General features: G+C 72.4%; 24 protein-coding genes. 3 read left to right on the top strand and 21 right to left on the bottom strand.

Annotation, left to right across the window (positions count from 1 at the left end; translation table 11 throughout):
• The 4 genes from AB0367_RS26035 to def all read right to left on the bottom strand — a co-directional run.
• On the bottom strand, positions 1-1246 hold a 1246-nt coding region (locus AB0367_RS26035; RefSeq protein WP_366229025.1), incomplete at its 3' end, for an NF041680 family putative transposase.
• A gap of 277 nt (positions 1247-1523) precedes the next feature.
• Positions 1524-3011 (bottom strand): RsmB/NOP family class I SAM-dependent RNA methyltransferase, encoded by a 1488-nt coding sequence (locus AB0367_RS26030; protein WP_366229024.1) that lies wholly within the window; start codon positions 3009-3011, stop codon positions 1524-1526.
• Positions 3011-3955, bottom strand: coding sequence for a methionyl-tRNA formyltransferase (fmt, locus tag AB0367_RS26025; protein ID WP_366229023.1), 945 nt, complete (start codon positions 3953-3955; stop codon positions 3011-3013). Before fmt ends, AB0367_RS26030 begins: the two co-directional genes overlap by 1 nt.
• Positions 3952-4500 (bottom strand): peptide deformylase, encoded by a 549-nt coding sequence (def, locus tag AB0367_RS26020; protein WP_366229022.1) that lies wholly within the window; start codon positions 4498-4500, stop codon positions 3952-3954. Before def ends, fmt begins: the two co-directional genes overlap by 4 nt.
• Before the next feature lie 140 nt (positions 4501-4640).
• On the opposite strand from def, the gene AB0367_RS26015 reads away from it, so the two are divergent.
• Positions 4641-5228, top strand: coding sequence for an AAA family ATPase (locus AB0367_RS26015; RefSeq protein ID WP_366229021.1), 588 nt, complete (start codon positions 4641-4643; stop codon positions 5226-5228).
• Between the two features lie 30 nt (positions 5229-5258).
• Here AB0367_RS26015 and AB0367_RS26010 read toward each other — a convergent pair whose 3' ends face one another.
• The 12 genes from AB0367_RS26010 to pyrR all read right to left on the bottom strand — a co-directional run bounded on the left by AB0367_RS26010 (position 5259) and on the right by pyrR (position 19875).
• Positions 5259-7151, bottom strand: a complete 1893-nt coding sequence (locus AB0367_RS26010; protein WP_366229037.1) for a primosomal protein N' — start codon at positions 7149-7151, stop codon at positions 5259-5261.
• A 257-nt stretch (positions 7152-7408) separates the two neighbouring features.
• Positions 7409-8602 (bottom strand): methionine adenosyltransferase, encoded by a 1194-nt coding sequence (gene metK / locus AB0367_RS26005; RefSeq protein ID WP_366229020.1) that lies wholly within the window; start codon positions 8600-8602, stop codon positions 7409-7411.
• A 125-nt stretch (positions 8603-8727) separates the two neighbouring features.
• Positions 8728-9957 carry a bifunctional phosphopantothenoylcysteine decarboxylase/phosphopantothenate--cysteine ligase CoaBC gene (coaBC, locus tag AB0367_RS26000; RefSeq protein WP_366229019.1) on the bottom strand — a complete coding sequence of 410 codons (1230 nt, stop codon included), beginning with the start codon at positions 9955-9957 and terminating at the stop codon, positions 8728-8730.
• A gap of 5 nt (positions 9958-9962) precedes the next feature.
• Positions 9963-10232, bottom strand: coding sequence for a DNA-directed RNA polymerase subunit omega (gene rpoZ / locus AB0367_RS25995; RefSeq protein WP_350550750.1), 270 nt, complete (start codon positions 10230-10232; stop codon positions 9963-9965).
• A gap of 140 nt (positions 10233-10372) precedes the next feature.
• On the bottom strand, positions 10373-10693 hold the full coding sequence (gene mihF, locus AB0367_RS25990) for an integration host factor, actinobacterial type (RefSeq protein WP_366229017.1): 321 nt from the start codon (positions 10691-10693) through the stop codon (positions 10373-10375).
• A gap of 118 nt (positions 10694-10811) precedes the next feature.
• Positions 10812-11654 (bottom strand): orotidine-5'-phosphate decarboxylase, encoded by an 843-nt coding sequence (gene pyrF / locus AB0367_RS25985; protein WP_366229016.1) that lies wholly within the window; start codon positions 11652-11654, stop codon positions 10812-10814.
• The gene (locus AB0367_RS25980; protein WP_366229015.1) at positions 11651-12658 is read right to left on the bottom strand and encodes a quinone-dependent dihydroorotate dehydrogenase; all 1008 of its coding nucleotides are present in this window, start codon (positions 12656-12658) and stop codon (positions 11651-11653) included. The genes pyrF and AB0367_RS25980 overlap by 4 nt, the downstream gene beginning before the upstream one ends.
• On the bottom strand, positions 12655-15957 hold the full coding sequence (gene carB, locus AB0367_RS25975; RefSeq protein ID WP_366229014.1) for a carbamoyl-phosphate synthase large subunit: 3303 nt from the start codon (positions 15955-15957) through the stop codon (positions 12655-12657). The genes AB0367_RS25980 and carB overlap by 4 nt, the downstream gene beginning before the upstream one ends.
• A complete protein-coding gene (carA, locus tag AB0367_RS25970) occupies positions 15950-17062 on the bottom strand; it encodes a glutamine-hydrolyzing carbamoyl-phosphate synthase small subunit (RefSeq protein ID WP_366229013.1) in 1113 nt (370 codons plus the stop codon). Before carA ends, carB begins: the two co-directional genes overlap by 8 nt.
• Positions 17059-18285, bottom strand: a complete 1227-nt coding sequence (locus tag AB0367_RS25965) for a dihydroorotase (RefSeq protein ID WP_366229012.1) — start codon at positions 18283-18285, stop codon at positions 17059-17061. The genes carA and AB0367_RS25965 overlap by 4 nt, the downstream gene beginning before the upstream one ends.
• A gap of 103 nt (positions 18286-18388) precedes the next feature.
• On the bottom strand, positions 18389-19303 hold the full coding sequence (locus tag AB0367_RS25960; RefSeq protein WP_366229011.1) for an aspartate carbamoyltransferase catalytic subunit: 915 nt from the start codon (positions 19301-19303) through the stop codon (positions 18389-18391).
• Positions 19300-19875, bottom strand: coding sequence for a bifunctional pyr operon transcriptional regulator/uracil phosphoribosyltransferase PyrR (gene pyrR / locus AB0367_RS25955; RefSeq protein ID WP_366229036.1), 576 nt, complete (start codon positions 19873-19875; stop codon positions 19300-19302). Before pyrR ends, AB0367_RS25960 begins: the two co-directional genes overlap by 4 nt.
• A 197-nt stretch (positions 19876-20072) precedes the next feature.
• Here pyrR and AB0367_RS25950 point away from each other — a divergent pair, with 197 nt between their 5' ends.
• Positions 20073-20561, top strand: coding sequence for a transcriptional regulator (locus AB0367_RS25950; protein ID WP_033356835.1), 489 nt, complete (start codon positions 20073-20075; stop codon positions 20559-20561).
• 61 nt (positions 20562-20622) lie between these two features.
• On the opposite strand, the gene nusB is transcribed toward AB0367_RS25950, so the two are convergent.
• Together nusB and efp are read right to left on the bottom strand one after the other, a co-directional pair.
• Positions 20623-21030, bottom strand: a complete 408-nt coding sequence (gene nusB / locus AB0367_RS25945) for a transcription antitermination factor NusB (RefSeq protein ID WP_366229035.1) — start codon at positions 21028-21030, stop codon at positions 20623-20625.
• A 44-nt stretch (positions 21031-21074) separates the two neighbouring features.
• On the bottom strand, positions 21075-21632 hold the full coding sequence (gene efp / locus AB0367_RS25940; protein WP_366229010.1) for an elongation factor P: 558 nt from the start codon (positions 21630-21632) through the stop codon (positions 21075-21077).
• Between the two features lie 203 nt (positions 21633-21835).
• Between efp and mptB the strand changes: the two genes are divergently transcribed.
• Positions 21836-23251, top strand: a complete 1416-nt coding sequence (mptB, locus tag AB0367_RS25935; protein ID WP_366229009.1) for a polyprenol phosphomannose-dependent alpha 1,6 mannosyltransferase MptB — start codon at positions 21836-21838, stop codon at positions 23249-23251.
• Here mptB and aroB read toward each other — a convergent pair whose 3' ends face one another.
• Genes aroB through aroC form a run of 3 tightly spaced genes read right to left on the bottom strand, consistent with a single transcriptional unit; the run spans position 23252 to position 25973 of the window.
• Positions 23252-24304, bottom strand: a complete 1053-nt coding sequence (aroB, locus tag AB0367_RS25930) for a 3-dehydroquinate synthase (RefSeq protein ID WP_366229008.1) — start codon at positions 24302-24304, stop codon at positions 23252-23254. It abuts the gene before it with no gap.
• Positions 24301-24798, bottom strand: a complete 498-nt coding sequence (locus tag AB0367_RS25925; protein ID WP_366229007.1) for a shikimate kinase — start codon at positions 24796-24798, stop codon at positions 24301-24303. Before AB0367_RS25925 ends, aroB begins: the two co-directional genes overlap by 4 nt.
• The gene (gene aroC / locus AB0367_RS25920) at positions 24795-25973 is read right to left on the bottom strand and encodes a chorismate synthase (RefSeq protein WP_366229005.1); all 1179 of its coding nucleotides are present in this window, start codon (positions 25971-25973) and stop codon (positions 24795-24797) included. Before aroC ends, AB0367_RS25925 begins: the two co-directional genes overlap by 4 nt.
• Positions 25974-25977 lie beyond the last annotated feature (4 nt).

Here is a 25977-nt window from a genome sequence, read left to right as displayed (position 1 = left end):
CCGGGCTGAGTCGATTCGGGTCGGTGGGGCGTTCCCAAGGACGGCGAAGATCGTGGGTGAGACGCCGGGCGAGTCGCAGCTGGGTGTGGCAGACGATCACGAGCCAGGTCCATCGATCGGCGGCCTCGGGGCTGCGGAGCCTTGGTGCGGTCCAGCCGAGGGTCTGTTTGAACAGGCGGAAGGTGTGTTCCAGGTCGAACCTGCGCAGAAACGCCTGCCAGAGCCTGTCCACATGGGACGGTGAGGCGCCGGTGCGGGATGACCACAGCCACAACGGTTTCGGGTCCCGGTCGCCGGGCAGGTGCTGCACGGTGAGCCGGATCAGGGTGCCTTCCAGCACGGGAAGGTCACCCTCGTGGTCCAGCCAGGCAGCGCGGCGGGTCAGGCGGGGATGCAACCGGTCCCACGCCTGCGCGTTCGCTCCGCCGTAGCGGGTGGTGTCGGTGGTGGTCGCTGCCTGTGGTGCCGGCCAGGTGTCGGCATCGGCCAAGTGGAACTCGCCGCCGTGCTTGGCCGGTCGGCCGATCGTCCCCGGCAGCCGCGGCGGTGCGGGCAGCCGCAACACCCGGTCGGCGCGCAACCGGCCCAGGACCTCGACTGGCAGGTCAGCCAGGAGGAACGCCAGCCGGGCCAGGTCGTAGCCGGAGTCGAGGACGACCAGCACGTCCGGGTCGCCGCTGCGCCACTGCCCGGCCTCGACGAGACGGTGCAGCACCGCGCGGACCTGCGCGGCGGTCACCTCGGCCACGTCATCGTCCGGACCCAGCCGTAGCGCGTCCAGCACCGCGGTCCATGACGTCCGGCCGGGTTCCAATGCAGCCACGAAGGAGTACGGCCAGCCTGGGATCTGCTGGTCCTGATTGCGGCCGCGGCCGTGGACATGGCAGAACAGCCGATCCGGGCTGGTGGCCGCGTCGGGGCGCAGCCACGCGCTGACGTCGACGGCGAGGATGAGCCTTCCCTCGCTCGAGCGGGGCAATGGCAGCCCGGCCACAGCCGTGCGCAGCCGTTGCAACTCAAGCCGGCCCTGATTGAGACCGTCGTACATGGCGCCGTGTCCACGCCGGTGCTCCGGCGCCAACGTCAAGTCCACCAACGTCTTGACCGGGCCTTCGGTACACAGCAGCGCGTCGGTCAACTCGAACAACGCGTCGGCCCGCGCGGTCAAACACCGGTAGAACTCCCGCCGGAACCTGCTCAACTCCCCGAACGCGTCCGCCACGGCAGCATCAGGCACACTGGTCACAGAGACAGCCCTTGGTCATAGATCTTCTTCCCTCGACAAGAAGAATGATCAACCAAGGGCTGTCTCCACGACCGGTCAGGGTCACCACCGACCGCCGCAGGTTAAACGCCAAGCCAAGGGTCTGTTTCATAACTGGGGTGGGGCTACGGCGGGCCCAGATTCCGCCTGCGCACGGCCCGCGAAAGCCCGGTTACAACACCGGTAGCCTGGCTTCCGCGGGCCGCACGCAGACGAAATCTGGACTCCGCCTCGCTCCCACCCCAGTTATGAAACAGACCTAAGCGCCGCGACGCAGCAGGGCCACGAACATCGCGTCCGTGCCGTGGCGGTGCGGCCACAGCTGCACCGTCGGGCCGCTGCCGGTCTCCGGCAGCGACGGCGGCAGATACGGGCGGGCGTCGACGAGGTCCACGTCGATCGAGGAGCGCCGGGCCGCCTCCGTGACCGAGACCTCCGTCTCGGCCTGATGCGGCGAGCACGTCACGTAGGCGACGACGCCCCCCGGCCGTACCGCCTGGAAGGCAGCCTGCAGCAGCTCCCGCTGCAGCCGGGTCAGCGGCGGCAGGTCCGACGGCTGGCGCCGCCACCGCGCCTCCGGGCGGCGCCGCAGCGCGCCCAGGCCCGTGCACGGCGCGTCGACGAGGACCCGGTCGAAGGCGCCGGCGGGCAGGTCCGGGTCCTTGCCGACATCGCGGCCGTCGGCGTTGATGGTGTAGACGGGCAGGCCCCTCGTGGCCTGCGCGACGAGCGCGGCCCGGTGGTGGGCGACCTCGACGGCGGTGACGTGGGCGCCTCGCTCGGCGGCGAGCGCGCCGAGCAGGCCCGCCTTGCCCCCGGGGCCCGCGCAGAGGTCGAGCCAGCGCTCGTCGGCGCCGCTGACGGGGGCGCCCGCGAGGACCGACGCGACCAGCTGGCTGCCCTCGTCCTGGACGTGGGCGAGTCCCTCCCGGATCGCCGGGATCGAGGCCGGGTCGCCGCCGCCCGCGAGGACGACCGCGTACGGCGAGTACCGGCCCACGACGGCACCGGGCAGCGAGGCCGCGAGGTCCGCGGGGGCGATGCGGCCGGGGCGGGCACACAGGTGTACCGGCGGCGGAAGATTGTCGGCATCGAGCGCCTGCTCGGCCTCGTCGAGCGAGCCCAGCGCGTCGGCGAAGGCGTTGACGATCCACCGCGGGTGCGCGTGGACGAGCGCGGCCCGGGCGACCGGGTCGGCCGCGGCTTGCGAGCCTTCCGTGCCTTCTCTGCCTTCCAAGCCCTGCCTGACGAGCCGCTCGAGCCACGCGTCGCGGTCCGCCTCGCCGACCCGGCGCAGGACGGCGTTGGCGAAACCGGCAGCGCCGGGCACGAGCGAGCGGACCAGGTCGACCGTGGTCGCGACGGCGGCGTGGGCCCCGACGCGCATGTGCAGCAACTGGTACGCGCCGATGCGCAGCGCGTCGCGGACCGGCGGGTCGATGCGATCCATCGGGCGGTCGGCCGCCGCGGCGACGATCGCGTCGAGGGTTCCGGTCTGGCGCAGCGTGCCGTATGTCAGCTCCGTCGCGAACGCCGCGTCCCGCCCGCTCACGCCGTTCTCGCGCAGCAGCCGCGGCAGGACCAGGTTCGCGTACGCGTCGTCGCGGTGCACGGCGGCGACGGCTTCGTACGCGGCCTCCCGCGCCGGGTCGATCGCCGGACGGCGGCCGCGCGGCGGACGGGGCAGCCGATCGTCGCGCCCGCCAGCGGGCCGCGGCCCGGGCCCGCGCCGGGGCACCGGTTTCATCAAGAGACGCGCTCCCCGGACTCGACCCGCGCGCCGCGCGCCCACGCGTCGGCGGGCATCGCCTTCTTGCCCGGGGCGGTGACCGTGCCGAGCACGACGGGAACGGTGCCGGTGCCGACCAGCACGCGGTTGCGCTCGACGGCGAGCACGCCCGGCGCCGGCGTAGGCGAGCCGCCGATGACGGTCGCCGCGGTCAGCGGCGTGACGGGGCCGAGCTTGAGCCGCTCGCCCCGAAACGTCGTCCACGCCCCCGGCGCCGGGGTGCACGCCCGGATCCGCCTGTCGACCGCGAACGCGGGCTCGGCCCAGCGCACCGCCGCGTCCTCGACAGTCAGCTTCGGGGCCGCCGACACGCCTTCATTCGGCTGCGCTGCCGCGGTGAGCGCCCCCGCCTCGATCCCGTCCAGCACCCGGACGAGCAGCTCGGCGCCCGAGCGCGCCAGGCGCTCGAGGAGGTCGCCGGACGTGTCGCGCGACCCGATCGGCTCGGTGAGCGTGCCGAGCACCGGCCCGGTGTCCAGGCCCTCCTCCAGCAGGAAGACGCTCGCCCCGGTGATCTCGTCACCGTGCAGGACCGAGTGCTGCACGGGCGCGGCGCCGCGCCAGGCCGGCAGCAGCGAGAAGTGCAGGTTCACCCAGCCGTGGCGGGGGATGTCGAGGGCGGCCCGCGGCACCAGGGCGCCGTATGCGACCACGGGTGCGCAGTCGGGCCGCAGCTCCCGCAGCTCCTCCAGGAACTGCGGGTCGCGGGGCTTCGCCGGGGTCAGGACCCGGATGCCGCGCTCGGTCGCCCAGGCGCTGACCGGGGACGGCACCAGCTGGCGGCCTCGACCGGCGGGCGCGTCCGGGCGGGTGACGACCGCCACGAGCTCGTGCCGCGAGGCGGCGATGGCGTCGAGGGAGGGCAGGGCCACGGCCGGCGTGCCCGCGAAGACGAGCCTCACCGGAGGCCGAACAGCCCGTGCGGGCTGGCCTTGACGACCGGCGGCTCGTCGGGGTTGTACCACTCCGCCGCCCGGATCTCCTTCATCGCCTGCTTGCGCCGCTCGGCGTCGAGCCGGTCGACGAACAGCACGCCGTCGAGGTGATCGGTCTCGTGCTGCGCGCAGCGGGCCATCAGCCCGGTGCCGACGATCTGGATGGGGTCGCCGTGCTGGTTGAAGCCCTTGGCGATGACGTTCTGGCGCCGCTTGGTGTCGACATACACCCCCGGGATCGACAGGCAGCCCTCGGGCCCGTCCTGCTCCTCCTCGTCGGGAAACTCGAGCACGGGGTTGACCAGGTGCCCGATGACGTCGTCGACGTCGAACGTGAACAGCCGGAGCCCGACCCCGATCTGGGGCGCGGCGAGGCCGGTGCCGTTCTGCTGGCGCATGGTGTCGAGCAGATCACTCACGACCTTGCGCAGCTCCTTGTCGAAGTCGACGACCGCGTCGGCGGGCGTGCGCAGCACCGGGTCGCCGAACAGGCGGACGGACTGGACGGTCAAGCGGCACCTCATTTATCCGAAATGCGAGTTCGCCCGAAATCGGGCCTTTCCAGTCTAGGCTAGTGCCGTGACCCGAACCGTTTGCCGGGTTGGGGTCGGGGTTTGTGACCCGGCATGGTCACCGCACTAGCGTTGGGGACGTGTCCAACTCGCCTCGCGTCTCGTCGCGGTCGCCGGCCTGGGTGGTCGCCGGGCCGCCCGGGGCGGGCAAGTCCACGGTGGCGGCCCTGCTGCTGCGCCTGCTCTCCCCCACTCCCGCCCTCCTGGACAAGGACACCGTCTACGGCGACTTCGTGGCCGCGACGCTCGCCGCCGCCGGCCGCCCGCCGGGCGAGCGCGAGGGCCCCTGGTACGACGCGAACATCAAGGTCCACGAGTACGCCGGCCTGGCCGCCACGGCCCGCGAGATCCGCTCCCACGGCTGCCCGGTGCTGCTCTCGGGCCCGTTCACCGGCCAGATCTCCGATCCGGCACGCTGGTCGGCGTTCGTCGCGGCGCTGGGCGGCGACCCGGTGCGCCTGGTGTGGGTCCGCTGCGACCCGCAGACCCTGCGCGCCCGGCTGCTGGCGCGCGGCTCATACCGCGACGGCCAGAAGCTGGCCCGCTGGCCGCAGTTCCTGGCGGCGATCCCGCCGGACCGCCCGCCGGCCGTGGCGCACCTGGAGGTCGACAACCGCGCCGGCGCCCCGCCGCTGCTGCAGACCCTGGAGTCGGCCCTGCGCCCCTGACCGGCTCGGCACTCACCTACATCCTCACTGTCAGAGCAGGTCGAGCGGGTCGATCTGGATGCGGACCGCGTCCGCGGACTTGCGAACCGACCTCGCCCCCGCCGCCGCCTTCAGCGACAGCGCCAGGGCCTTGCCCGCCGAGCGGGCCGTGCGCACGAGCATGCGCTCCTGCCCGTCGGCGGCCGGCACCGGGCCCAGCACCTCCGCGCCCGGCGGCAGCTCGGCCAGCGACAGCAGTTCCGCCACCGCCGCCGGCGGGCCGGTCAGCGCCGCGATCCGCGTCGCCGGCGGGAAGCCCAGCTCACGGCGGTCGGCGAGCTCGCGCGCGGCCAGCCAGGCCGGGTCGAAGCGCAGCAGGGCCTGCACGGCGACCAGGCCGCCGTCGGCGACGACGACCACGGGGGCGCCGGGGCGGGCCAGCGCCGCGGCCGCGAACCAGCGCCGCAGCGCCTCCTCCGTGCCCCGCAGGTCGGCGCGGGTGAGGAAGGCCCACGCGTCCAGGAGCAGCACGGCGCCGTAGCCGCCGTCGGCGAGGGGCTCGGCGCCAGGGGTGCAGACGACGAGGGCGGGCTCGCGCGGTATCGAGGTCAGGACCTCGTCGCGGCCGGAGGTGCGCACGGTGGTGTCCGGGAAGGCGCGGGCGAGCTCCTCCGCGGTACGGCGGGCGCCGACGACAGCGGCGCGCAGGCGGCGGCCGCCGCACTCGGGACAGGCGTGGCCCGCGGCCGGGCGGCCGCACCAGCGGCACATCGGCACGCCGTCGGCGGCGGGCAGGGCGAGCGGGCCGGAGCAGTGGGCGCAGCGGGCGGGGGTGTAGCAGTCCGCGCAGGACACGGCGGGCAGGTAGCCGCGGCGGGGCACCTGGATGAGAACGGGGGCACCGCCGGCCAGGGCCTCGCGGGCGGCCCGCCACGCGACGGAGGGCAGGCGCGCGGCGGCCGCCTGCGGGTCGCGGGCGCGCTCGTGCTCGCCCACGGTGAGCACCCGGGGCATGCACCGGCGCAGCTCGTCGCGGGCTGCGCTGACCTCGATCGCCCAGCCGGTCTCCACCAGCTGCTGGGCCTCCGCCGTGCGCCCGAAGCCGCCCACGATCGCCGCGCAGCGCTCCTGCTCGGCGCGGGCCAGCAGGACCTGCCGGGCGTGCGGATAGGGCGCCCGCGGCTCGCTGTGCAGGTCGTCGCCGTCATCCCAGATCGCGACCAGGCCGAGGCCAGCGACCGGGGCGAACGCGGCGGCCCGCGTGCCGATGACGATCCGGGCGGTACCGCGGGCGGCGGCCAGGAACCGGCGGTAGCGCTCGGCGGGCCCGAGCGCGGCGGAGAGCGCCACGTGGTGACCGGGCCCGCCGAGCACCCGCAGCAGGGCCGCGTCGAGCCGGTCGAGGTCGCGGGCGTCGGCGACCACGATGAGCGCGCCGCGCCCGGCGGCGAGGCAGGTCGCGGCGGCCTCGGCGAGGCGCGCCGGCCAGTCCTCGCCGGGCAGTGCGGTCCACACGGCGCGGGGCATCCGCCCGTCGGAGAGCGCGCGCAACAGGGCGGCGCCGGCCGTGTACCGCGGCCAGCCGCCCCGAACGAGAGGGCCGGGCGGGGCCGTGGCGGGAGGGGCCGGCGAAGCGGCCTCGGCCTCGGCTTTGGCGTGGCGGGGCGGCACGGCGAGGCGCAGCACGTCGGAGAGGGTGCCGGCGTAGCGGTCGGCGATCTCCCGGGCGAGCCGGGCGACCGGCGGGGTGAGCACGACCTCGCCGGAGACGCAGCGCTCGAGGAACAGCAGTTTGCCGTCGTGCTCGGAGGCCGCGGTGCGCTCAAGGACGAAGCCGTCGACGAGCTGGCCGGCGAAGCGGACGCGCACCCGGGTGCCGGGCAGCGCGGTGTCCGCGGCGGAGTGCGGGACGAGATAGTCGAAGGGCCGGTCGAGGTGCGGCAGGGGGCTGTCGACGCAGACGCGGGCGACCGGGAATTCGTCGGCGGCGCGTTTCGCGGGGGCGGTGGCGCGGGCGGCGCGGGCCCGTCCCCCGGCATTTCCGGCAATGCGTTCGGCGGCGGCGCGCGGCTTCAGCTCCGACTCGGGGAACAGCGCCGGCTCAATAGGCTCCGATCGATCATCCGAGGCTTCCAAGAATGGCGTTGGCCGATCAATCCGGGATCCGGTCTGATCGGCCAACGTCGCAGTGCGGGTGAGCGTCAGGCGCCGGCGGCGGACTTCAGCTCGGACGTGCGCGAAGCCTGCTCCCACGTGAAGCCGGGCAGCTCGCGGCCGAAGTGACCGTAGGCGGCGGTCTGCTGGTAGACGGGCTTGAGCAGGTCGAGGTCGCGGATGATCGCGGCGGGGCGCAGGTCGAAGACCTCGTTGATGGCCTTCTCGATGCGCTCGACCGGCACGACCTCGGTGCCGAAGGTCTCGACGAACAGCGAGACCGGGTGCGCCTTGCCGATGGCGTAGGCGACCTGGACCTCGCAGCGCTCGGCCAGGCCGGCGGCGACGACGTTCTTGGCGACCCAGCGCGTCGCGTAGGCGGCGGAGCGGTCGACCTTGGACGGGTCCTTGCCGGAGAAGGCACCGCCGCCGTGGCGGGCGTAGCCGCCGTAGGTGTCGACGATGATCTTGCGACCGGTGAGGCCGGCGTCACCCATCGGGCCGCCGATCTCGAAGCGGCCGGTCGGGTTGACCAGCAGGCGGTATCCGTCGGTCTCCAGGCCCAGGCCCTCGAGCTCGGGGGCGATGACGTGCTCGCGCACGTCCGGGGTCAGCAGCGAGTCGAGCGAGATGTCCGGGGCGTGCTGGCTGGACACCACGACGGTGTGCAGGCGCACCGGGCGCAGCCCGTCATACTCGATGGTGACCTGGGTCTTGCCATCAGGCCGCAGGTAGGGGATCGTGCCGTCCTTGCGCACCGCGGACAGGCGCCGGGCCAGGCGGTGGGCCAGGGCGATCGGCAGCGGCATGAGCTCCGGCGTCTCGCTGCACGCGAAGCCGAACATCATGCCCTGGTCGCCGGCGCCCTGCAGGTCGAGGGCGTCGCCGCCGGCGCCCTCGCGAACCTCGATCGCGGAGTCCACGCCCTGCGCGATGTCCGGCGACTGGGAGCCGATCGACACGCTCACGCCGCAGGAGGCGCCGTCGAAGCCCTTCTTGGAGGAGTCGTAGCCGATGCCCAGGATCGTCTCGCGGACGATCTTGGCGATGTCGGCGTAGGCGGTCGTGGTCACCTCACCCGCGACGTGGACCTGACCGGTCGTGATGAGCGTCTCGACGGCCACTCGGCTGCGCGCGTCCTGAGTGAGGAGCGCATCGAGGACGCCGTCACTGATCTGATCGGCGATCTTGTCGGGATGACCTTCGGTGACCGACTCTGACGTGAACAGGCGGCGTGCCAATGGTGCTCCTCAGGGTTACAGCGATCGATTAACTGATGTTGTGCCAGAGTGTACGACCTACGGGCATGTATCGAGCGTCGGCCCGGCCGCGAACTCGGCGACACACCACACCTTCCCCGCTTCGATCAGGCAAAACGGTCGACCACTCGATCCAAAATCCTATCAGCAAGGTCGTCTTTGGACAGTTCGGGCAATGCGTCACGGCCACCCTCGGCGCCGAGGATCACCGCCTGGTTGCGCTCGGAGCCGAACGTCTTGTCCACACCGACCTCATTGACCACGATGAGGTCTGCGCGCTTGCGCAGCATCTTCTCCCGGGCGGTGTCCAGGGCGGTGTCCAGGTCGGTGGTCTCGGCCGCGAAGGCGACGAGCACCTGACCGTCGGCTTTGGCCGCACCCAGCTCGGCGGCGATGTCGGGATTGGTGACCAGCTCAAGCCCGGGGGCCGCGCCATCCACCTTCTTGATCTTGCTAGCGGTGAAGGACGCGGGCCGGAAGTCGGCCGGCGCGGCGGCCATGATCACGGCGTCGGCGGCCTTCGCGGCGGTCACGACGGCCACCCGCAGCTGCTCGGTCGTCTCGACCCGCACCACGTCGGCGCCGGCCGGGTCGGGCAGCGCCACGTTGGCGGCGATGAGCGTGACCCGGGCACCGCGGGCGACGGCCGCGCGGGCGATCGCGTATCCCTGCTTGCCCGAGGACCGGTTGCCGATGAAGCGCACCGGGTCGATCGGCTCGCGCGTGCCACCGGCGGTGACCACGACGTGCCGGCCCGCCAGGTCGGCCCCGGCACCTGCCAGGCCCCGGCGCAGCAGCCGGGTGGCGGCGGCGAAGATCTCGGCCGGCTCGGGCAACCGCCCCTTGCCGGTGTCGGCGCCGGTGAGCCGCCCGACGGCGGGCTCCAGCACCACGGCGCCGCGGGAGCGCAGGGTGGCGACGTTGGCGCTGGTCGCCGGGTGCTCCCACATCTCGGTGTGCATGGCCGGCGCGAACAGGACCGGGCACCGGGCCGTGAGCAACGTGTTCGTGAGCAGGTCGTCGGCCAGGCCGGTGGCGGCCTTGGCGAGCAGGTCGGCGGTGGCCGGGGCGACGACGACGAGGTCGGCCTCGCGGCCGAGGCGGACGTGCGGCACCTCGTGGGCGCCGGTCCAGACGTCGGTGCTCACCGGCTGGCCGGACAGCGCCGCCCAGGTGGCCTCGCCGACGAAGGCGAGTGCCGAGGCGGTGGGCACGACCCGCACCCGGTGGCCCGACTCGGTCAGCAGTCGCAACAGCTCGCAAGCCTTGTAGGCGGCGATGCCACCGGCCACGCCGAGAACTACCCGGGGGTGGTCCCCGGCGTGGCGGTCGGTCATCTCGCTCAGGGTGTCTCGTCGATGCGCTCGGCGGTCAGCAGCCCGCTGTTGATCTCGCGCAGGGCGATGGAGAGCGGCTTCTCCTGCGGCGTGGTCTCCACGAGCGGGCCCACGTATTCGAGGAGCCCCTCGCCCAGCTGGCTGTAGTAGGCATTGACCTGACGGGCACGCTTCGCCGCGAAAATCACCAAGGCGTACTTCGACGTCGTCTTTTCCAGCAGCTCGTCGATCGGCGGGTTGGTGATCCCCTGCGGGTCTGCCACGGTTCCGGCCACGGATACAACCTCAAAACTTTCGCAATTGACAGCTCACGAACCTGACAACCTTACCAGAGCTGCGACAACGCCGACGCGCCCGGACCGAGGTCCGAGCGCGTCGAGTCATTGCAACCGGTCCGGGGGGACCGCCGGGCGGGTCACTTGCCGCCGGCGAACTCCCCGAGCAGAGCCTTACGCTGCTGGTCGCCCAGGCCGCGCAGGCGGCGGCTCTCGGCGATCTTCAGCTTCTCCATGATCTGCGTTGCGCGGATCTTGCCGATGCCGGGCATCGCCTGGAGCACGGCCGAGACCTTCAGCTTGCCGACGACATCGTCGGCTTCCGCACGATCGATCACGGCAGCAAGCGTCGTCTTGCCCTGCTTGAGTTGCTCCTTCAGCTCAGCGCGAGCCTTGCGGATCTCAGCCGCCTTTTCCAAAGCGGCCGCGCGCTGTTCCGGGCTCAGTGTCGGGAGCGGCACCAGGTCTCCTCAGGTCCCTTGAAAAAGTGTTAATGGTCTAGCGCGGGGAAAACTAGCGGTCAGAAGCCATTTCGGCAACGTGGGATGACAAGATCGACAGCTTGTGAAGATTCGACGATTACGCAGTGATCGCAATTGCGGACGCACAGGATTCACGCGCGCGGTCCGCGGCGGCGCGCAACGCGGCCAAATCCGGACCCGCCGCGAGGACCTCCCGGGACCACGACGGCAGGACCCACCCGATCGCGGCGCCGAAGACGTCGCGAAGATCCTCGGCCCGCCCGCCCTGTGCGCCGAGACCCGGCGCGAGGATCGGTCCATTGAGGTTGATCAGCTCGTGCCCGGTCGGCCCGACGGTCGCCCCGATCACCACACCGACGCTCCCCATAGGGCTAGCACCCGCGTTGACCTGCGAAATCTCGTCAATGATGGTCTGCGCGACGGTCCGCCCGTCGGCCGCGACGGCCCGCTGGACGGCCGCGCCCTCGGGATTGGAGGTGAGCGCCAGGACGAACGCCCCGAGCCCGTTCTGCTGGGCTTTGTCGATGATCGGGCGCAGCGAGCCGAAGCCGAGGTATGGGCTCACCGTGATCGCGTCGGCGCACAGCGGGGCGGCCGGATCGAGGTAGGCGTCGGCGTACGCGGCGGCCGTTGACCCGATGTCGCCCCGCTTGACGTCCAGGATCACCAGGCTTCCGGCCTCCCTCAACTGTCGGATAACCGACTCGAGGACCGCGATGCCCCTGGAGCCGAAACGCTCGAAGAAGGCGGACTGGGGCTTGACCGCCGCGACCCGTCCGGCCAGGGCCTCTGCCACCGTACGACCGAACCGTTCCAGGCCATCGACGTCGTCGGAGAGGCCCCAGGAGGCCAGCAGGGACGGGTGGGGGTCGATGCCCACGCACAGCGGCCCCAGCGAGTCCATGGCGGCCCGCAGGCGGGCCCCGAACGGTTCGGTCACGACATGCTCCTCGTCGCTGCGACGGCCCGGACGAGGCCGGGGCCGTGGTAGATGAGGCCGGTGTACAGCTGGACCAGCGCGGCGCCCGCCTCGAACATGCGCTGCGCGTCCTCCGGCCGGGTGATCCCGCCCACGCCGATCACCGGCAGCCCGCTCTCCTTGGCCACGAACCGCACGACCTCCAGCGCCCGCGGGGCGAGCGGCCGGCCGCTGAGCCCGCCGGCCTCGCCCGTGTCCACCCCGGGGCGCCCGATGGTGGTGTTGGTCGCGATGAGCCCGGCCACGCCCAGGCGGAGGCAGACGTCGAGCAGTTCGCCCAACGCCGAGTCGGTGAGGTCGGGCGCGACCTTCACCAGGATCGGCGCCTGCCCGCCCAGCGCCTGCGCCTCGGCGCGCAGCGCGCCCAGCAGGGCCGACAGGTGTGCCTTGTCCTGCAGCTCGCGCAGACCGGGCGTGTTCGGCGAGCTGACGTTGACGGCGAAGTAGGAGCCCAGGCCGTGCAGCAGCCGGAAGCTGTGCACGTAGTCCTCGACGGCGCCGGTCAGCGGGGTCACCTTCGATTTACCCAGGCTGATGCCCAGTGGCACCGGCAGCGGTCCATGCGCGTCGATGGAGGCGCGCAGCCGGGCCGCGAGCGCGGCGGCGCCGGCGTTGTTGAACCCCATGCGGTTGACGATCGCCTCGTGCTCGGGCAGGCGGAACAGCCGCGGCCGCTCGTTGCCCGGCTGGGCGTGCCGGGTGACGGTGCCGACCTCGACGAAGCCGAAGCCGAGCCGCGGCCAGGCGCCCAGCGCCCGGCCGTCCTTGTCCATGCCGGCGGCGAGGCCGACCGGGTTGGGGAAGTCGACCCCGAACACCGTGCGGCCCGCCCCGGGCGGGCTGTACGCTCGGCGCGCCCGGGGCACCCGCGCCAGCATTCGCAGGGTCCGCTCGTGCACCGACTCGGCGTCACCACCGCCGAACCGGAACAGGACCGGGCGGATCACCCGCTCGTAGAGGCTCACCTGGCTTCCCGCAGGGCCGCGTGCAGCTCCTGCAGCGGCCGCACCGACATCTCGCCCCGGATGAGTGCCTCGATGCCCATCACGGCCGCCGCCGCGCCCGGCAGGGTCGTGATGCACGGGGTGTCGCTCACCACGGCCGCGCTGCGGATCTCGTAGCCGTCCTGGCGGCCACTGGAGCCCTGCGGCGTGTTGATGACGAGGTCGACCGCGCCCGAGGCGATGAGCGAGACCGCGTCACGGTCACCGTCCCCCTCGAAGTGCTTGGGCACGATCTCGCAGGCCACGCCGTAGCGGCGCAGCACCTCCCCGGTGCCGGCCGTGGCCACGATCGCGAAGCCGAGGTCGGCGAGGCGCTTGACCGGGAACACGATCCCGCGCTTGTCCCGGTTGGCGACGGTCACCAGCACCGTGCCGGAGGTCGGCAGGGAGCCGTAGGCGGCCGCCTGTGACTTGGCGAACGCGTGCCCGAAGGACGGGTCGATGCCCATCACCTCGCCCGTGGACTTCATCTCCGGGCCGAGCAGGTTGTCCACGCCCTTGCCCTCGGCGGTGCGGAACCGCTTGAAGGGCAGCACCGCCTCCTTGACCGCGATCGGCGCGTGCTCGGGCAGCGCGCCGCCGTCGCCCTCGGCCGGCAGCAGCCCCTCCGCGCGCAGTTCGGCGATGGTGGCGCCGAGCGCGATGCGGGCGGCGGCCTTGGCCAGCGGTACCGCCGTCGCCTTCGACACGAACGGCACCGTGCGGGAGGCGCGCGGGTTGGCCTCCAGCACGTACAGCACGTCGTCCTTCAGCGCGTACTGCACGTTGAGCAGGCCACGCACCCCGATCCCGCGGGCGATGGCCACGGTGTAGCGGCGCACCTCCGCCAGGTGTACCGCGGCCAGCGTGATCGGCGGCAACGCGCACGAGGAGTCGCCGGAGTGGATGCCGGCCTCCTCGATGTGCTCCATCACGCCGCCGAGGTACACCTCGCCGGTGGCGTCGCACAGCGCGTCGACGTCGATCTCGATGGCGTCGTCGAGGAAGCGGTCGACGAGCACCGGATGCGCCGGGGAGATCTCGGTGGCGCGGCCGATGTAGTCGCGCAGCGTCGGCTCGTCGTAGACGATCTCCATGCCCCGCCCGCCGAGCACGTACGACGGGCGCACGAGCACCGGGTAGCCGATCTCGTCGGCGATCAGCTTCGCCTCCGGGAACGTGGTCGCGGTGCCGTGCGCGGGCGAGCGCAGCCCGGCCTCGGTCAGCAGCCGGCCGAACAGCCCGCGGTCCTCGGCGAGGTCGATGGCGGCCGGCGAGGTGCCCACGATCGGCACGCCGGCGCCCTCGAGGCGCTCGGCCAGGCCGAGCGGCGTCTGCCCGCCCAGCTGCACGATCACGCCCACCACGCCGGGGCCGCCCGCCTCGCGCCCGGAGCTGTCCTCGGCGTGGAAGACCTCGAGCACGTCCTCGAACGTCAGCGGCTCGAAGTACAGCCGGTCGGCCGTGTCGTAGTCGGTGGAGACCGTCTCCGGGTTGCAGTTGACCATGACGGTCTCGTAGCCCTTGCCGCGCAGCGCCATGACCGCGTGCACGCACGAGTAGTCGAACTCGATGCCCTGGCCGATGCGGTTGGGCCCGGAGCCGAGGATGATCACCTTCGGCCGGTCCGACGGGGTGACCTCGGTCTCGTCCTCGTAGGTGCTGTAGTGGTACGGCGTGCCGGCGGCGAACTCGGCCGCGCAGGTGTCCACGGTCTTGTACACGGGCCGCAGCCCGAGGCGGTGGCGCAGCGTGCGCACGCCGTCCTCGCCGGCGAACTCCGGGCGCAGCGCGGCGATCTGCCGGTCGGACAGGCCGGCCCGCTTGGCCCGGCGCAGCAGCGCCCTGTCGAGCACGGCCGCGGCGATGATCTCGGCGCGCAGCTCCACCAGCGCGGCGAGCTGGTCGACGAACCACGGATCGAAGCCGGAGGCCTCGGCGACCTCCGCCACCGTGTGCCCCTGCCGCAGGGCGAGCTCGGCGGTGTAGAGCCGCCCGTCGTGCGGAGTGCGCAGATCGGACAGGACCGATTGCTCGCTCTTGTCCGGCGTCGTCCAGAAGCCCGCGGCCTTCGTCTCCAGCGAGCGCATCGCCTTGCCGAGGGCCTCGGCGAACGTGCGGCCCAGCGACATCGCCTCGCCGACCGACTTCATCGTCGTGGTCAGCTCGGGGTCGGCGCCGGGGAACTTCTCGAAGGCGAACCGCGGGATCTTCACCACGACGTAGTCCAGCGACGGCTCGAAGGCGGCCGGCGTCTTGAGGGTGATGTCGTTGGGGATCTCGTCGAGGGTGTAGCCGATGGCCAGCTTCGCCGCGATCTTCGCGATCGGGAAGCCGGTCGCCTTGCTGGCCAGGGCGCTGGAGCGCGACACCCGCGGGTTCATCTCGATCACCACGAGCCGGCCGGTGCCCGGGTGCACGGCGAACTGGATGTTGCAGCCGCCGGTGTCGACCCCGACCTCGCGCAGCACGGCGATGCCGAGGTCGCGCAGCCGCTGGTACTCCACGTCGGTGAGCGTCATCGCCGGCGCCACGGTCACCGAGTCGCCGGTGTGCACGCCCATCGCGTCGACGTTCTCGATCGAGCACACGACCACGACGTTGTCGTGCTTGTCGCGCATGAGCTCGAGCTCGTACTCCTTCCAGCCGAGCACGCTCTCCTCGATGAGCACCTCGTGCACCGGGGAGGCCGCCAGCCCGCCGCCGGCCAGCCGGTCGAGGTCCTCCGGGGTGTGCGCCATGCCGGAGCCGAGGCCGCCCATGGTGAACGAGGGGCGGATCACGACCGGCAGCCCGAGCTCGGCGACGGTCGCGTGCACCTCCTCCATGGAGTGACAGACCCGCGAGCGCGGCGTCTCGCCGCCCGCCTGGGCGACGATGTCCTTGAACAGCTGCCGGTCCTCGCCGCGACGGATCGCGTCGATGTCGGCGCCGATCAGCTCCACGCCGTACTTGCTCAGCACGCCGGACTCGTGCAGCGCCACGGCGGTGTTGAGCGCCGTCTGCCCGCCCAGCGTGGCGAGCAGCGCGTCGGGCCGCTCGCGAGCGATGACCTGCTCGACGAACTCCGGCGTGATCGGCTCGACGTAGGTGGCGTCGGCGAACTCGGGGTCGGTCATGATGGTCGCCGGGTTGCTGTTGACCAGGCTGACCCGCAGGCCCTCGGCGCGCAGCACGCGGCAGGCCTGGGTGCCGGAATAGTCGAACTCGCACGCCTGGCCGATGACGATCGGGCCGGAGCCGATGACGAGGACGTGCTGGATGTCGGTCCGCTTAGGCATTGGTCTGGATCAGCTCCGCGAATCGATCGAACAGGTAGTCCGCGTCGTGCGGCCCCGCGGCCGCCTCCGGGTGGTATTGCACGGTGAAGGCCGGCACGTCCAGGCAGCGCAGGCCCTCGACAACGTTGTCGTTGAGGCAGACGTGGCTCACCTCCACCGCGCCGAACTCGGTCTGCACCCGCCCGTCGAGCGGGGCGTCGACCGCGAAGCCGTGGTTGTGGCTGGTCACCTCGACCTTGCCGGTGGTGCGGTCGAGCACCGGCTGGTTGATGCCGCGGTGGCCGTACCCGAGCTTGTAGGTGCCGAACCCCAGCGCCCGGCCGAGGATCTGGCTGCCGAAGCAGATCCCGAACAGCGGGATCCGGGCGGCCAGGACGGCCTTCGCCAGGGCCACCGGGCCGTCCGCCGTGGCGGGGTCGCCCGGGCCGGGCGAGAAGAAGACCGCGTCCGCGGCGAGGTCCCGCACGTCCTGCAGGGTCGCCGAGGCGGGTAGCACGTGGGTGGTCACGCCCCGGGCCGCGAGCCGGCGCGGCACGTTGCGCTTGATCCCGAGGTCGATCGCGGCGACCGTCAGCCGGTGCTCGCCCTGCGCCGGCACGGTATACCGCTGCGGCGTCGTCACCTCGGCGGACAGGTCGGCGCCGAGCATCTCCGGCTGCCTGCGCACCCGCTCGAGCAACGCCTCGCGGTCGTCGTCCACGCTGGACACCCCGACCCGCATGGCGCCGCGCTCGCGCAGATGCCGGGTGAGGGCCCGGGTGTCGATGCCGCTGATGCCGACCACGCCCTGCTCGGCGAGGCGGTCCTGCAGGCTGCCGGTGGCGCGCCAGTTGGAGTACGAGCGGGACGGGTCGCGCACCACGTAGCCGGCGACCCAGATCCGGTCCGACTCGTCGTCCTCGCCGTTGACGCCGGTGTTGCCGATCTGCGGCGCGGTCTGCACGACCACCTGGCGGTGGTAGGAGGGGTCGGTCAGCGTCTCCTGGTAGCCGGTCATGCCGGTGTTGAAGACGGCCTCGCCGAACGCCTCTCCGATGCCGCCGAACGCCTCCCCCTGAAACGTGCGCCCGTCCTCCAGGACGAGCAGGGCCTCTCTGGGCTTCACCGTGCCGCCTTTCCGTTCAGTACCGTCGGCTCGCCGCGCAGATAGGTCGCATCGATGCGGCCGCGCAGCTCCATTCCGGCGTAGGGGGTGTTCCTGGAGCGGCTGGCCAGCGCCGTGGGGTCCACGGTCCAGCGCACGCCCGGGTCGAAGATCGCGATGTTGGCCGGCGCGCCGACGGCGAGCGCTGCGCCCTGCCCGGACAGCCCGGCGATGCGCGCCGGCGCCGCGGACATCCACTCGGCGATGCGGTCCCAGCGCGGGCCCATGGTCTGCACCACGATCGCGAGCGCCGTCTCCAGGCCGAGCATGCCGGGCCGGGCGTAGGCCCACTCGCACTCCTTGTCCTCCACGCTGTGCGGGGCGTGGTCGGTGGCGACGCAGTCGATCGTGCCGTCCAGCAGGCCCGCGCGCAGCGCCAGCACGTCGGCCTCGGTGCGCAGCGGCGGGTTGACCTTGAAGACCGGGTCGTACTGCGTAGCCCGCTCCTCGGTCAGCAGCAGGTGGTGCGGGGTGACCTCGGCGGTGACCCGCCAGCCCTTCGACTTCGCCCAGCGGATCAGCTCCACGCTGCCCGCGGTGGAGACGTGGCAGATGTGCAGACGGGCGCCGACGTGGCCGGCCAGCAGCACGTCCCGGGCGATGATCGCCTCCTCGGCGACGGCCGGCCAGCCGGTGAGCCCGAGGCGCGCGGCGACCTCGCCCTCGTTCATCTGCGCGCCGGTGGTCAGCCGCGGCTCCTCGGCGTGCTGGGCGATGACGCCGTCGAAGGCCTTGACGTATTCCAGCGCCCGCCGCATGAGCCGCGGGTCGGCCACGCAGTGCCCGTCGTCGGAGAAGACCCGCACCCGGGCGGCGGAGTCGGCCATCGCGCCGAGCTCGGCGAGCTGCTCGCCGCCCAGGCCGACGGTGACCGCGCCGACCGGCTGGACGTCGACCAGCCCGGCCTCCCGCCCCAGCCGCCAGACCTGCTCGACCACGCCGGCGGTGTCGGCGACCGGCGAGGTGTTGGCCATCGCACAGACCGCGGTGTAGCCGCCCAGCGCGGCGGCCCGGGAGCCGGACTCGACGGTCTCGGCGTCCTCGCGGCCGGGCTCGCGCAGGTGGGTGTGCAGGTCGACGAGGCCGGGCAGCGCGATCCGGTCGCCCTTCTTCGCCGGGTCGATCGCGACGATGACGCCGTCCTCGACGGTGATCTCCCCGACGCTGGTGCCCTCGATCTTCATGCTGTCTCTCCTGGTCGTGGACTGCGGGGCTCGCAAGCTCGCTCCTCGCTCACGACTTGCCTCCTGGTCGCTGGGCTGCTGGGCAACGGCAAGCTCGTCTCGCTCACGACTTGCCTCCCAGCAGCAGGTAGAGGACCGCCATGCGCACGGAGACGCCGTTGGCGACCTGTTCAACGATCGTGGAGCGGGCGGAGTCGGCCACCTCGGGCGAGATCTCCATGCCGCGGTTCATCGGGCCGGGGTGCATGACGATCGCGTGCTCCGGCAGGCGGCGCATGCGGGGCACGTCGAAGCCGTAGCGGCGGGAGTACTCGCGCTCGGACGGGAAGTACGCCTGGTTCATCCGCTCCCGCTGGACCCGCAGCATCATGACGACGTCGGAGTCCGGCACGACCGCGTCGAGGTCGTAGCAGGTCGCGGCCGGCCAGGCGGCCACGCCCACGGGCAGCAGCGTGGGCGGCGCCACGAGCGTCACCTTCGCGCCGAGCGTGTGCAGCAGCTGCACGTTGGAGCGGGCGACCCGGGAGTGCAGCACGTCACCGACGATGGTGACGTTGAGTCCGGCCAGGCGCTTGAGGCGGCTGCGCATCGTATAGGCGTCCAGCAGCGCCTGGGTCGGGTGCTCGTGGGTGCCGTCGCCGGCGTTGACCACGCTGCCGTCGACCCAGTTGGCCAGCCGGTGCGGCGCGCCGCTGGCCGGGTGGCGGATCACCACGGCGTCGGCGCCCATCGCCTGCAGGGTGAGCGCCGTGTCCTTGAGGCTTTCGCCCTTGGAGACGCTGGAGCCCTTGGCGGAGAAGTTGATGACGTCGGCGGACAGGCGCTTGGCCGCGGCCTCGAAGGAGATCCGGGTGCGGGTGGAGTCCTCGTAGAAGAGGTTGACCACGGTCCGGCCGCGCAGCGTGGGCAGCTTCTTGACCTCCCGGGCCGCCAGGCTCGCCATCTCCTCGGCGGTGTCCAGCACCAGGGTGGCGGTGGGCGCGTCGAGGTCGGCCGCGCCCAGCAGATGTTTGATCATGCCCGGTCCCCCTTGGTCTTGATCAGGACGGAGTCCGTGCCGTCGATCTCGGCCGTCAGCACCCGCACGCTCTCCTCGATCGAGGTCGGGATGTTCTTGCCCACGTAGTCCGCCCGGATCGGCAGCTCGCGGTGGCCCCGGTCGACGAGGACGGCCAGCTGGACGGCGCGCGGGCGGCCGAGGTCCTTCAGCGCGTCGAGCGCGGCCCGCACGGTCCGCCCGGAGAACAACACGTCGTCGACGAGGATGACGCGGCGCCCGTCGAGGCCGCCCGGGGGGATCTCGGTGTGACCCACCGCACGGGTCGCCTGCAGGCGTAGATCGTCCCGATACAGCGTGATGTCCAACACACCGACCGGAATGTCGAAGCCCTCGAAAGCGGCTATCCGGGCGGCCAGGCGGCGAGCCAGCGGTACGCCACGTGTAGGTATGCCCAACAGCACCGTTTCGGCCGCACCGGACGTCTTTTCCAGGATCTGATGGGCAATCCGGTCCACCACCCGGGCGACATCCGCCGCCGTTAGGATGGTTTTTCCCAGTTCAGTGCCGGTTGTCGGAGACGACAAAACCAGACCCCCTTCCCCGCCTCACCGGACGGGTCGTTAAAGGACGTCGAACTTTGGACAAGCTTCGGACTACCCTAACAACCGGCCTGACCAGGGCAACGGAAGGGTGTCGCCCACTTGACCGCGCGTCGCGAGCCAGTTACGGTCACGCTCCGTAGCGATCGCTGGGGAAACCCCTCAGGCCAGTGACTGGGAGTGTCCGTATGCCGTCTGAGTACGCCAAGTCCCTTGGTGCTCGCCTGCGCTCCATTCGGCAGCAGCAGGGGCTGTCTCTGCAGGGTGTCGAGGAGAAGTCGGCAGGGCGCTGGAAGGCCGTCGTCGTCGGGTCGTATGAGCGTGGCGACCGTGCCGTCACCGTCTCTCGCCTGGCCGAGCTGGCCGAGTTCTACCGCGTGCCCGTCGCCGAGCTCCTGCCCGAGGGCAGTGGAGTGCGCCACGAGCCCACCAACAAGATCGTCCTCGACCTGGAGCGCCTCTACGACGCCGGCGCCGAGGATCTCGCCTACGTCGCCCGCTACGCCCGCGCGATCCAGCAGCAGCGGGGCGACTACAACGGCCGCGTGCTGTCGATTCGCGCCGACGACCTGCGCGCCCTGGCGATCGTCTATGACGCGTCGCCGTCGGGCCTGGTCGAGCGGCTCAACGAGCACGGCGTGCTGGTCACCGACCCGCGCAGCCTGTTCCAGAGCTGATCTCGGGCAGACGGAAGGGCCGCGCCCCCGGGCGCGGCCCTTCCGCGTGTCTGCGTGCGGCTCAGGTGGCGTAGTCGGCGATGCGGCCGAGGATGCCGTTGAGGAAGCGCGGCGAGTCGTCGGTGGAGAGCGTCTCGGCGAGCTCGACCGCCTCGGTGATCGCCACCGGGTTGTCGATCTCGTCGTTGTAGAGCAGTTCGTAGACGGCGATGCGGGCGAGGTTACGGTCCACGACCGGCATCCGCTCCAGCGTCCAGCCCTCGGCGTAGCTCGACAGCAGCTCGTCGATGCGCGCCGCGTGGCTCTCGACGCCCTCGACCAACTGGACCGTGTACGGCAGGTAGCTGGGCCGGGGCTCCTCCAGGTTGGCCACGTAGGCGGCCAGCACCGACCCTCGCGGCTCCCCGCGCAGGTCGGCCTGGTAGAGCACGTCGAGGGCGCGCTTGCGTGCCTTGCGCCGCGCCGTCATCTGGGCGGTGACGTCACCGCCCAGGAAGGAGCCGCTGGAACTGGTCACGCCCGGCCCAGGTAACGGCTGTCGCGGGTGTCGACCTTGATCTTCTCGCCGGTCGAGATGAACAACGGCACGTTGACCGTGGCGCCGGTCTCCACCGTGGCCGGCTTGGTGCCGCCGGTGGAGCGGTCGCCCTGCAGGCCCGGCTCGGTGTAGGTGACCTCGAGGATCACCGAGGTCGGCAGCTCGACGTAGAGCGGCGCGTCCTCGTGGGTGGCCACGATCACCTCGGCCTCGGGGAGCAGGAACTTGCTCGCCTCGCCGACGGTGCCGCCGGGGACGGTGATCTGGTCGAACGTGTCCAGATCCATGAACACGAAGTCCTCGCCGTCGGCGTAGAGGTACTGCATCGTGCGCTTGTCGACCGTCGCGGTTTCGACCTTGGTCCCGGCGTTGAACGTGCGGTCGACCACCTTGCCGGAGAGCACGTTCTTGAGGGTGGTCCGCACGAACGCGCCACCCTTGCCCGGCTTGACATGCTGGAACTCCACGACGGCCCACAGGTCACCGTCGAGGTTGAGCACCAGGCCGTTCTTCAGGTCGTTCGTGGTTGCCATGTGGTTTGACGTCACTTTCGTCACTGCCGGCCTGCAGACCGGGAAGATTTGGTCCCGAGCGGCGCCGTTGGCCGCCGGTGCGGGAAAAGGCCCGGTGATTGTACCGGGAACCAGAAAAAGGCCCGGAACAGTGTACCGGACGAACAGGGCTCAGTTCACCTGTCGTTCACCTGCTGTACACCTAGCTCTGCCAGCGTGCCGGGGTGGGAAGACCGGACCTCCTCAACCGTACTCTGGGCTTCGCCGGATCAGTCGCGATCGCGCTGTCCGGGCTCGCCGCCGGGGCGCTTCCCCAGCGGGACCCGTTCGCGAACTGGCCGCTGATCCGTGAGTTACGCGCCTTCCCACCGGTGCCGATCGCCTGCGCCTACGTCGGTCTCGCGCTGCTGTGCGGCGCGTGGTTGCGACTGCGAAGCACCCTCGACGAGCAGCGCCCGGCCGACCTGGTGCGCACGCTGCTGTGCTGGGCCGGCCCGCTCGTGCTGGTGCCGCCGATGTTCAGCCAGGACGTGTATAGCTATCTCGCCCAGGGCGCGATGGTGCACGAGGGCCTGGACTCGTACAAGTTCGGCCCGTCGGCGCTCGGCGGCCACTTCGCCGCCGACGTGCCCGACATCTGGCAGAACACGCCGGCGCCGTACGGGCCGCTGTTCCTGCGCACCGCGGCCGCCGTGGTGAACCTCACCGGCGAGCACGTGGTGTTCGGCGTCTTGGCGTTCCGGCTGATCGCGCTGGCCGGCGTCGCGCTGGTGGTGCTGTGCCTGCCCGGGATCGCGGCGCGCTTCGGGGTGCCGGTCCAGCGGGCGCTGTGGTTCGGCGCCCTGAACCCGCTGGTGCTGCTGCACCTGGTGGCCGGCATGCACAACGACGCGCTGATGATCGGGCTGATGACCGCGGGGATCTACGCCGCCGTACGCCGCCACCCCGCGCTCGGCACCGTGCTCATCAGCGCCGCCGCGCTCATCAAGGCCCCCGCCGCGCTGGCCCTGCTGACGGTGCTGGTGCTCAACCCGAAGGCGTGGGCTCGCATCGGCCTGACCACGGGGGCGGCGCTCGCCGGGCTGCAGCTGGCCTCGGGGCTCAGCACGGGCTGGATCGGTGCGATGCGCACGCCGACCTCGGTCCGCAACGGGCTGTCGGTCAGCACCGACCTCGGCATGCTGCTGTCCGCCTTCGGCTGGCCCGGGCCGATGCAGATCATCCGCACGATCGCCGCGGTCGCCGGGTTCCTGCTCGCGGGCTGGGCGCTGCTGCGTGCGCCCAACCCGATCGCGGGACTGGGCCTGGCGCTGAGCTCGATCATCCTGCTCGGGCCGGTGGTGCACCCGTGGTACGTGCTGTGGGCGTTCGTGCCGATGGCCGCCGGCCTGCGGCAGGTGCCGCGGGCGGCGGTGTGGGGCTCGGTCGGCCTGTCCCTGTTCCTGTTGCCGACCGGGGCCCCCGGCTACCCGCAGGCGGTGATCGCGGCGGTCTTCGGCACGGTGGCGGGCCTGCTGTACCTGCGGCTGCGCCCCCCGGCCCCTGTCCCGGCCACCGTCATCGCCTCGGCCCCGCCCACCGTCACCGCCTCGGTCCCGGCCGCCGTGACGGCCTCGGTCCCGGCCGCCGTCACGGTCTAGTCAGACCGCGACGGCGGCGTACGCCTCCCGCAGCAGGTCGTCGGCCGGGCCCGCCAGGGTGCCCGGCTCGGCGAGGCCGTCGAGCACCACGAAGCGCAGCGTCGACCCGCGGGCCTTCTTGTCGACCCGCATCGCCGCGTGCAGCTGCGGCCACGCCCCAGCCGGATACGACACCGGCAGGCCGAGCCGCTCCAGCACCGCGCGGTGCCGTTCGGCGACCGCGGGCTCGAGCCGCCCGGACAGCCGGCCCAGTTCCGCGGCGTAGACCAGCCCGACGCTGATCGCGTGGCCGTGCTTCCACGCGTAGTGCTCGTGCCGCTCGATCGCGTGGCCGAGCGTGTGACCGTAGTTGAGGATCTCGCGCAGGCCGCCCTCGCGCAGGTCGGCCGAGACCACCCGCGCCTTGACCGCCACCGAGCGCTCGACCAGTTCGGCGAGGACCGCGCCGCGCGGGTCGAGCGCCGCCTCCGGGTCGGCCTCGATCAGCTCCAGGATCGCCGGATCGGCGATGAACCCGCACTTGACCACCTCGGCCATCCCGGCGAGCAGATCGTCGGCGGGCAGCGTGTCGAGGGTGGCGAGGTCGCACAGCACGCCCGCGGGCGGGTAGAAGGAGCCGACGAGGTTCTTTCCGGCCGCGGTGTTGATGCCGGTCTTGCCGCCGACCGCGGCGTCGACCATGCCCAGCAGGCTGGTCGGCACGGTCACCAGGCGCACCCCGCGCAGCCAGCACGCCGCGACGAAGCCGGCCAGGTCGGTGACGGCGCCGCCGCCGACCCCGACGACCGCGTCGGAGCGGGTGAACGCGGCCTCGCCGAGGGCGTCCCAGCACCGGGCGGCGACGGAGATGTCCTTGCCGGCCTCGGCGTCGGGAACCTCGATGGGCAGCACCTCGAACCCGGCCAGCGCCTGGATCACCCGCTGGGCGTGCTCCCGGACCGGGCCGGCGAAGACGACCGCCACCTGGTTGGCGCCTTTCAATAGGCCGGGCAGCGCCCCGTACACATCGCGCCCGATCCTTACGGAATACCCGTCTACCTCGATGTCCTTCACAGCCGACCCGCCAGATCCTCGGCGATCTCCTCCGGCGTGCGCCCGTCCGTCACGACGGTCACGGTCGCCACCTCCTCATAGAGCGGCCGGCGCTGGTCGAGCAGGTGCTTGAGCGTCGCCCGCGGATTCAGGGCCAGCAGCGGCCGTCCGGCCCCGAGGCCGACCCGCGACAGCGCGTCGGAGAACTCGACGGAGAGATAGACCACGGTGTGCCCGGCGAGCCGCTCGCGGGTCTGCTCGGCCAGGACAGCGCCGCCGCCGAGGGCGAGCACGCCGTCGAACGTCTCGAGCGCGTCGGCGATCGTGGCCCGCTCCAGGGCCCGGAAGTGCTCCTCGCCCTCGTCGAAGAAGATCTCGGGAATCGGCTTGCCGGCCGCGGCCTCGATGCCGGCGTCGATGTCGCGAAACTCGACCCCGAGCCGCTGCGCCAGCAACTCCCCCACCGTCGTCTTACCGGCGCCGGGGGCACCGACGAGCACGGCCCGCGGGCTCATCGGATCACCAGGTTGTCGAGGTATCCGGCGACGTTGCGGCGGATCTCCGCCACCGAGTCGCCGCCGAACTTCTCCAGCGCGGCCTCGGCCAGCACCAGCGCCACCATCGCCTCGGCGACGACCCCGCCGGCCGGCACCGCGCACACGTCCGAGCGCTGGTTGATCGCGGTCGCCGGCTCCCCGGTGGCCACGTCGACGGTCTGCAGCGCCCGGTTGAGCGAGGAGATCGGCTTCAGCGCGGCCCGCACCCGCAGCGGCTCGCCGTTGGTGATGCCGCCCTCCAGGCCACCGGCCCGGTCGGTGACCCGTCGCACGCCGTCGGGGGTGTTGACGATCTCGTCGTGCGCGACGGAGCCGCGCGAGCGCGCCTGGGTGAACCCGTCCCCGATCTCCACGCCCTTGACCGACTGGATCGACATGAGCGCCGTGGCCAGCCGGGCGTCGAGCTTGCGGTCCCACTGCACGTGGCTGCCCAGGCCCGGCGGCACGCCATACGCCAGGACCTCGACGATCCCGCCGAGCGTGTCGGCGTCCTTCTTGGCCGCGTCGACCTCCTCGACCATCCGCGCGCTCGCGTCCGGGTCGAGGCAGCGCAGCGGGTCGGCGTCGATCCGGTCGAAGTCCTCCGGGCGGGGCAGCAGCCCGGGCTTCGCGGCGACCGAGCCGAGCTCGATCACGTGCGAGACGATCTCCACGCCGAGGGCCTGGCGCAGCAACGCCTTGGCGACCGCGCCGACCGCGACCCGCGCCGCGGTCTCCCGCGCGCTGGCCCGCTCCAGGATCGGCCGGGCGTCGGTGTGCCCATACTTCTGCATGCCCGCGAGGTCGGCGTGGCCGGGCCGGGGCCGGGTCAGCGGGGCGTTGCGCGCCTGGGCGGCGAGCGCCTGCGGGTCTACCGGGTCGGCCGCCATGACCGTCTCCCACTTGGGCCACTCGCTGTTGCCGACCCGGATCGCGACCGGGCTGCCCAGCGTGCGCCCGTGCCGGAGGCCGCCGATGAACTCGACGACGTCCTGCTCGAAGCTCATCCGGGCACCGCGGCCGTAGCCGAGGCGCCGACGGGCCAGATCAGCCGCCACAGACGCGCTCGTCAGCTCGATACCGGCGGGCACGCCCTCCAGCATCGCGACGAGCGCCGGGCCATGAGATTCACCAGCAGTCAACCAACGCAGCACGTCA

Origin of the sequence: Dactylosporangium sp. NPDC051484 (genome assembly GCF_040689395.1) — a bacterium.
GTDB lineage: Bacteria > Actinomycetota > Actinomycetes > Mycobacteriales > Micromonosporaceae > Dactylosporangium.
The sequence above is the reverse complement of the archived record's forward strand: the minus strand, read 5'-3'. Positions and strand labels throughout refer to the sequence as shown.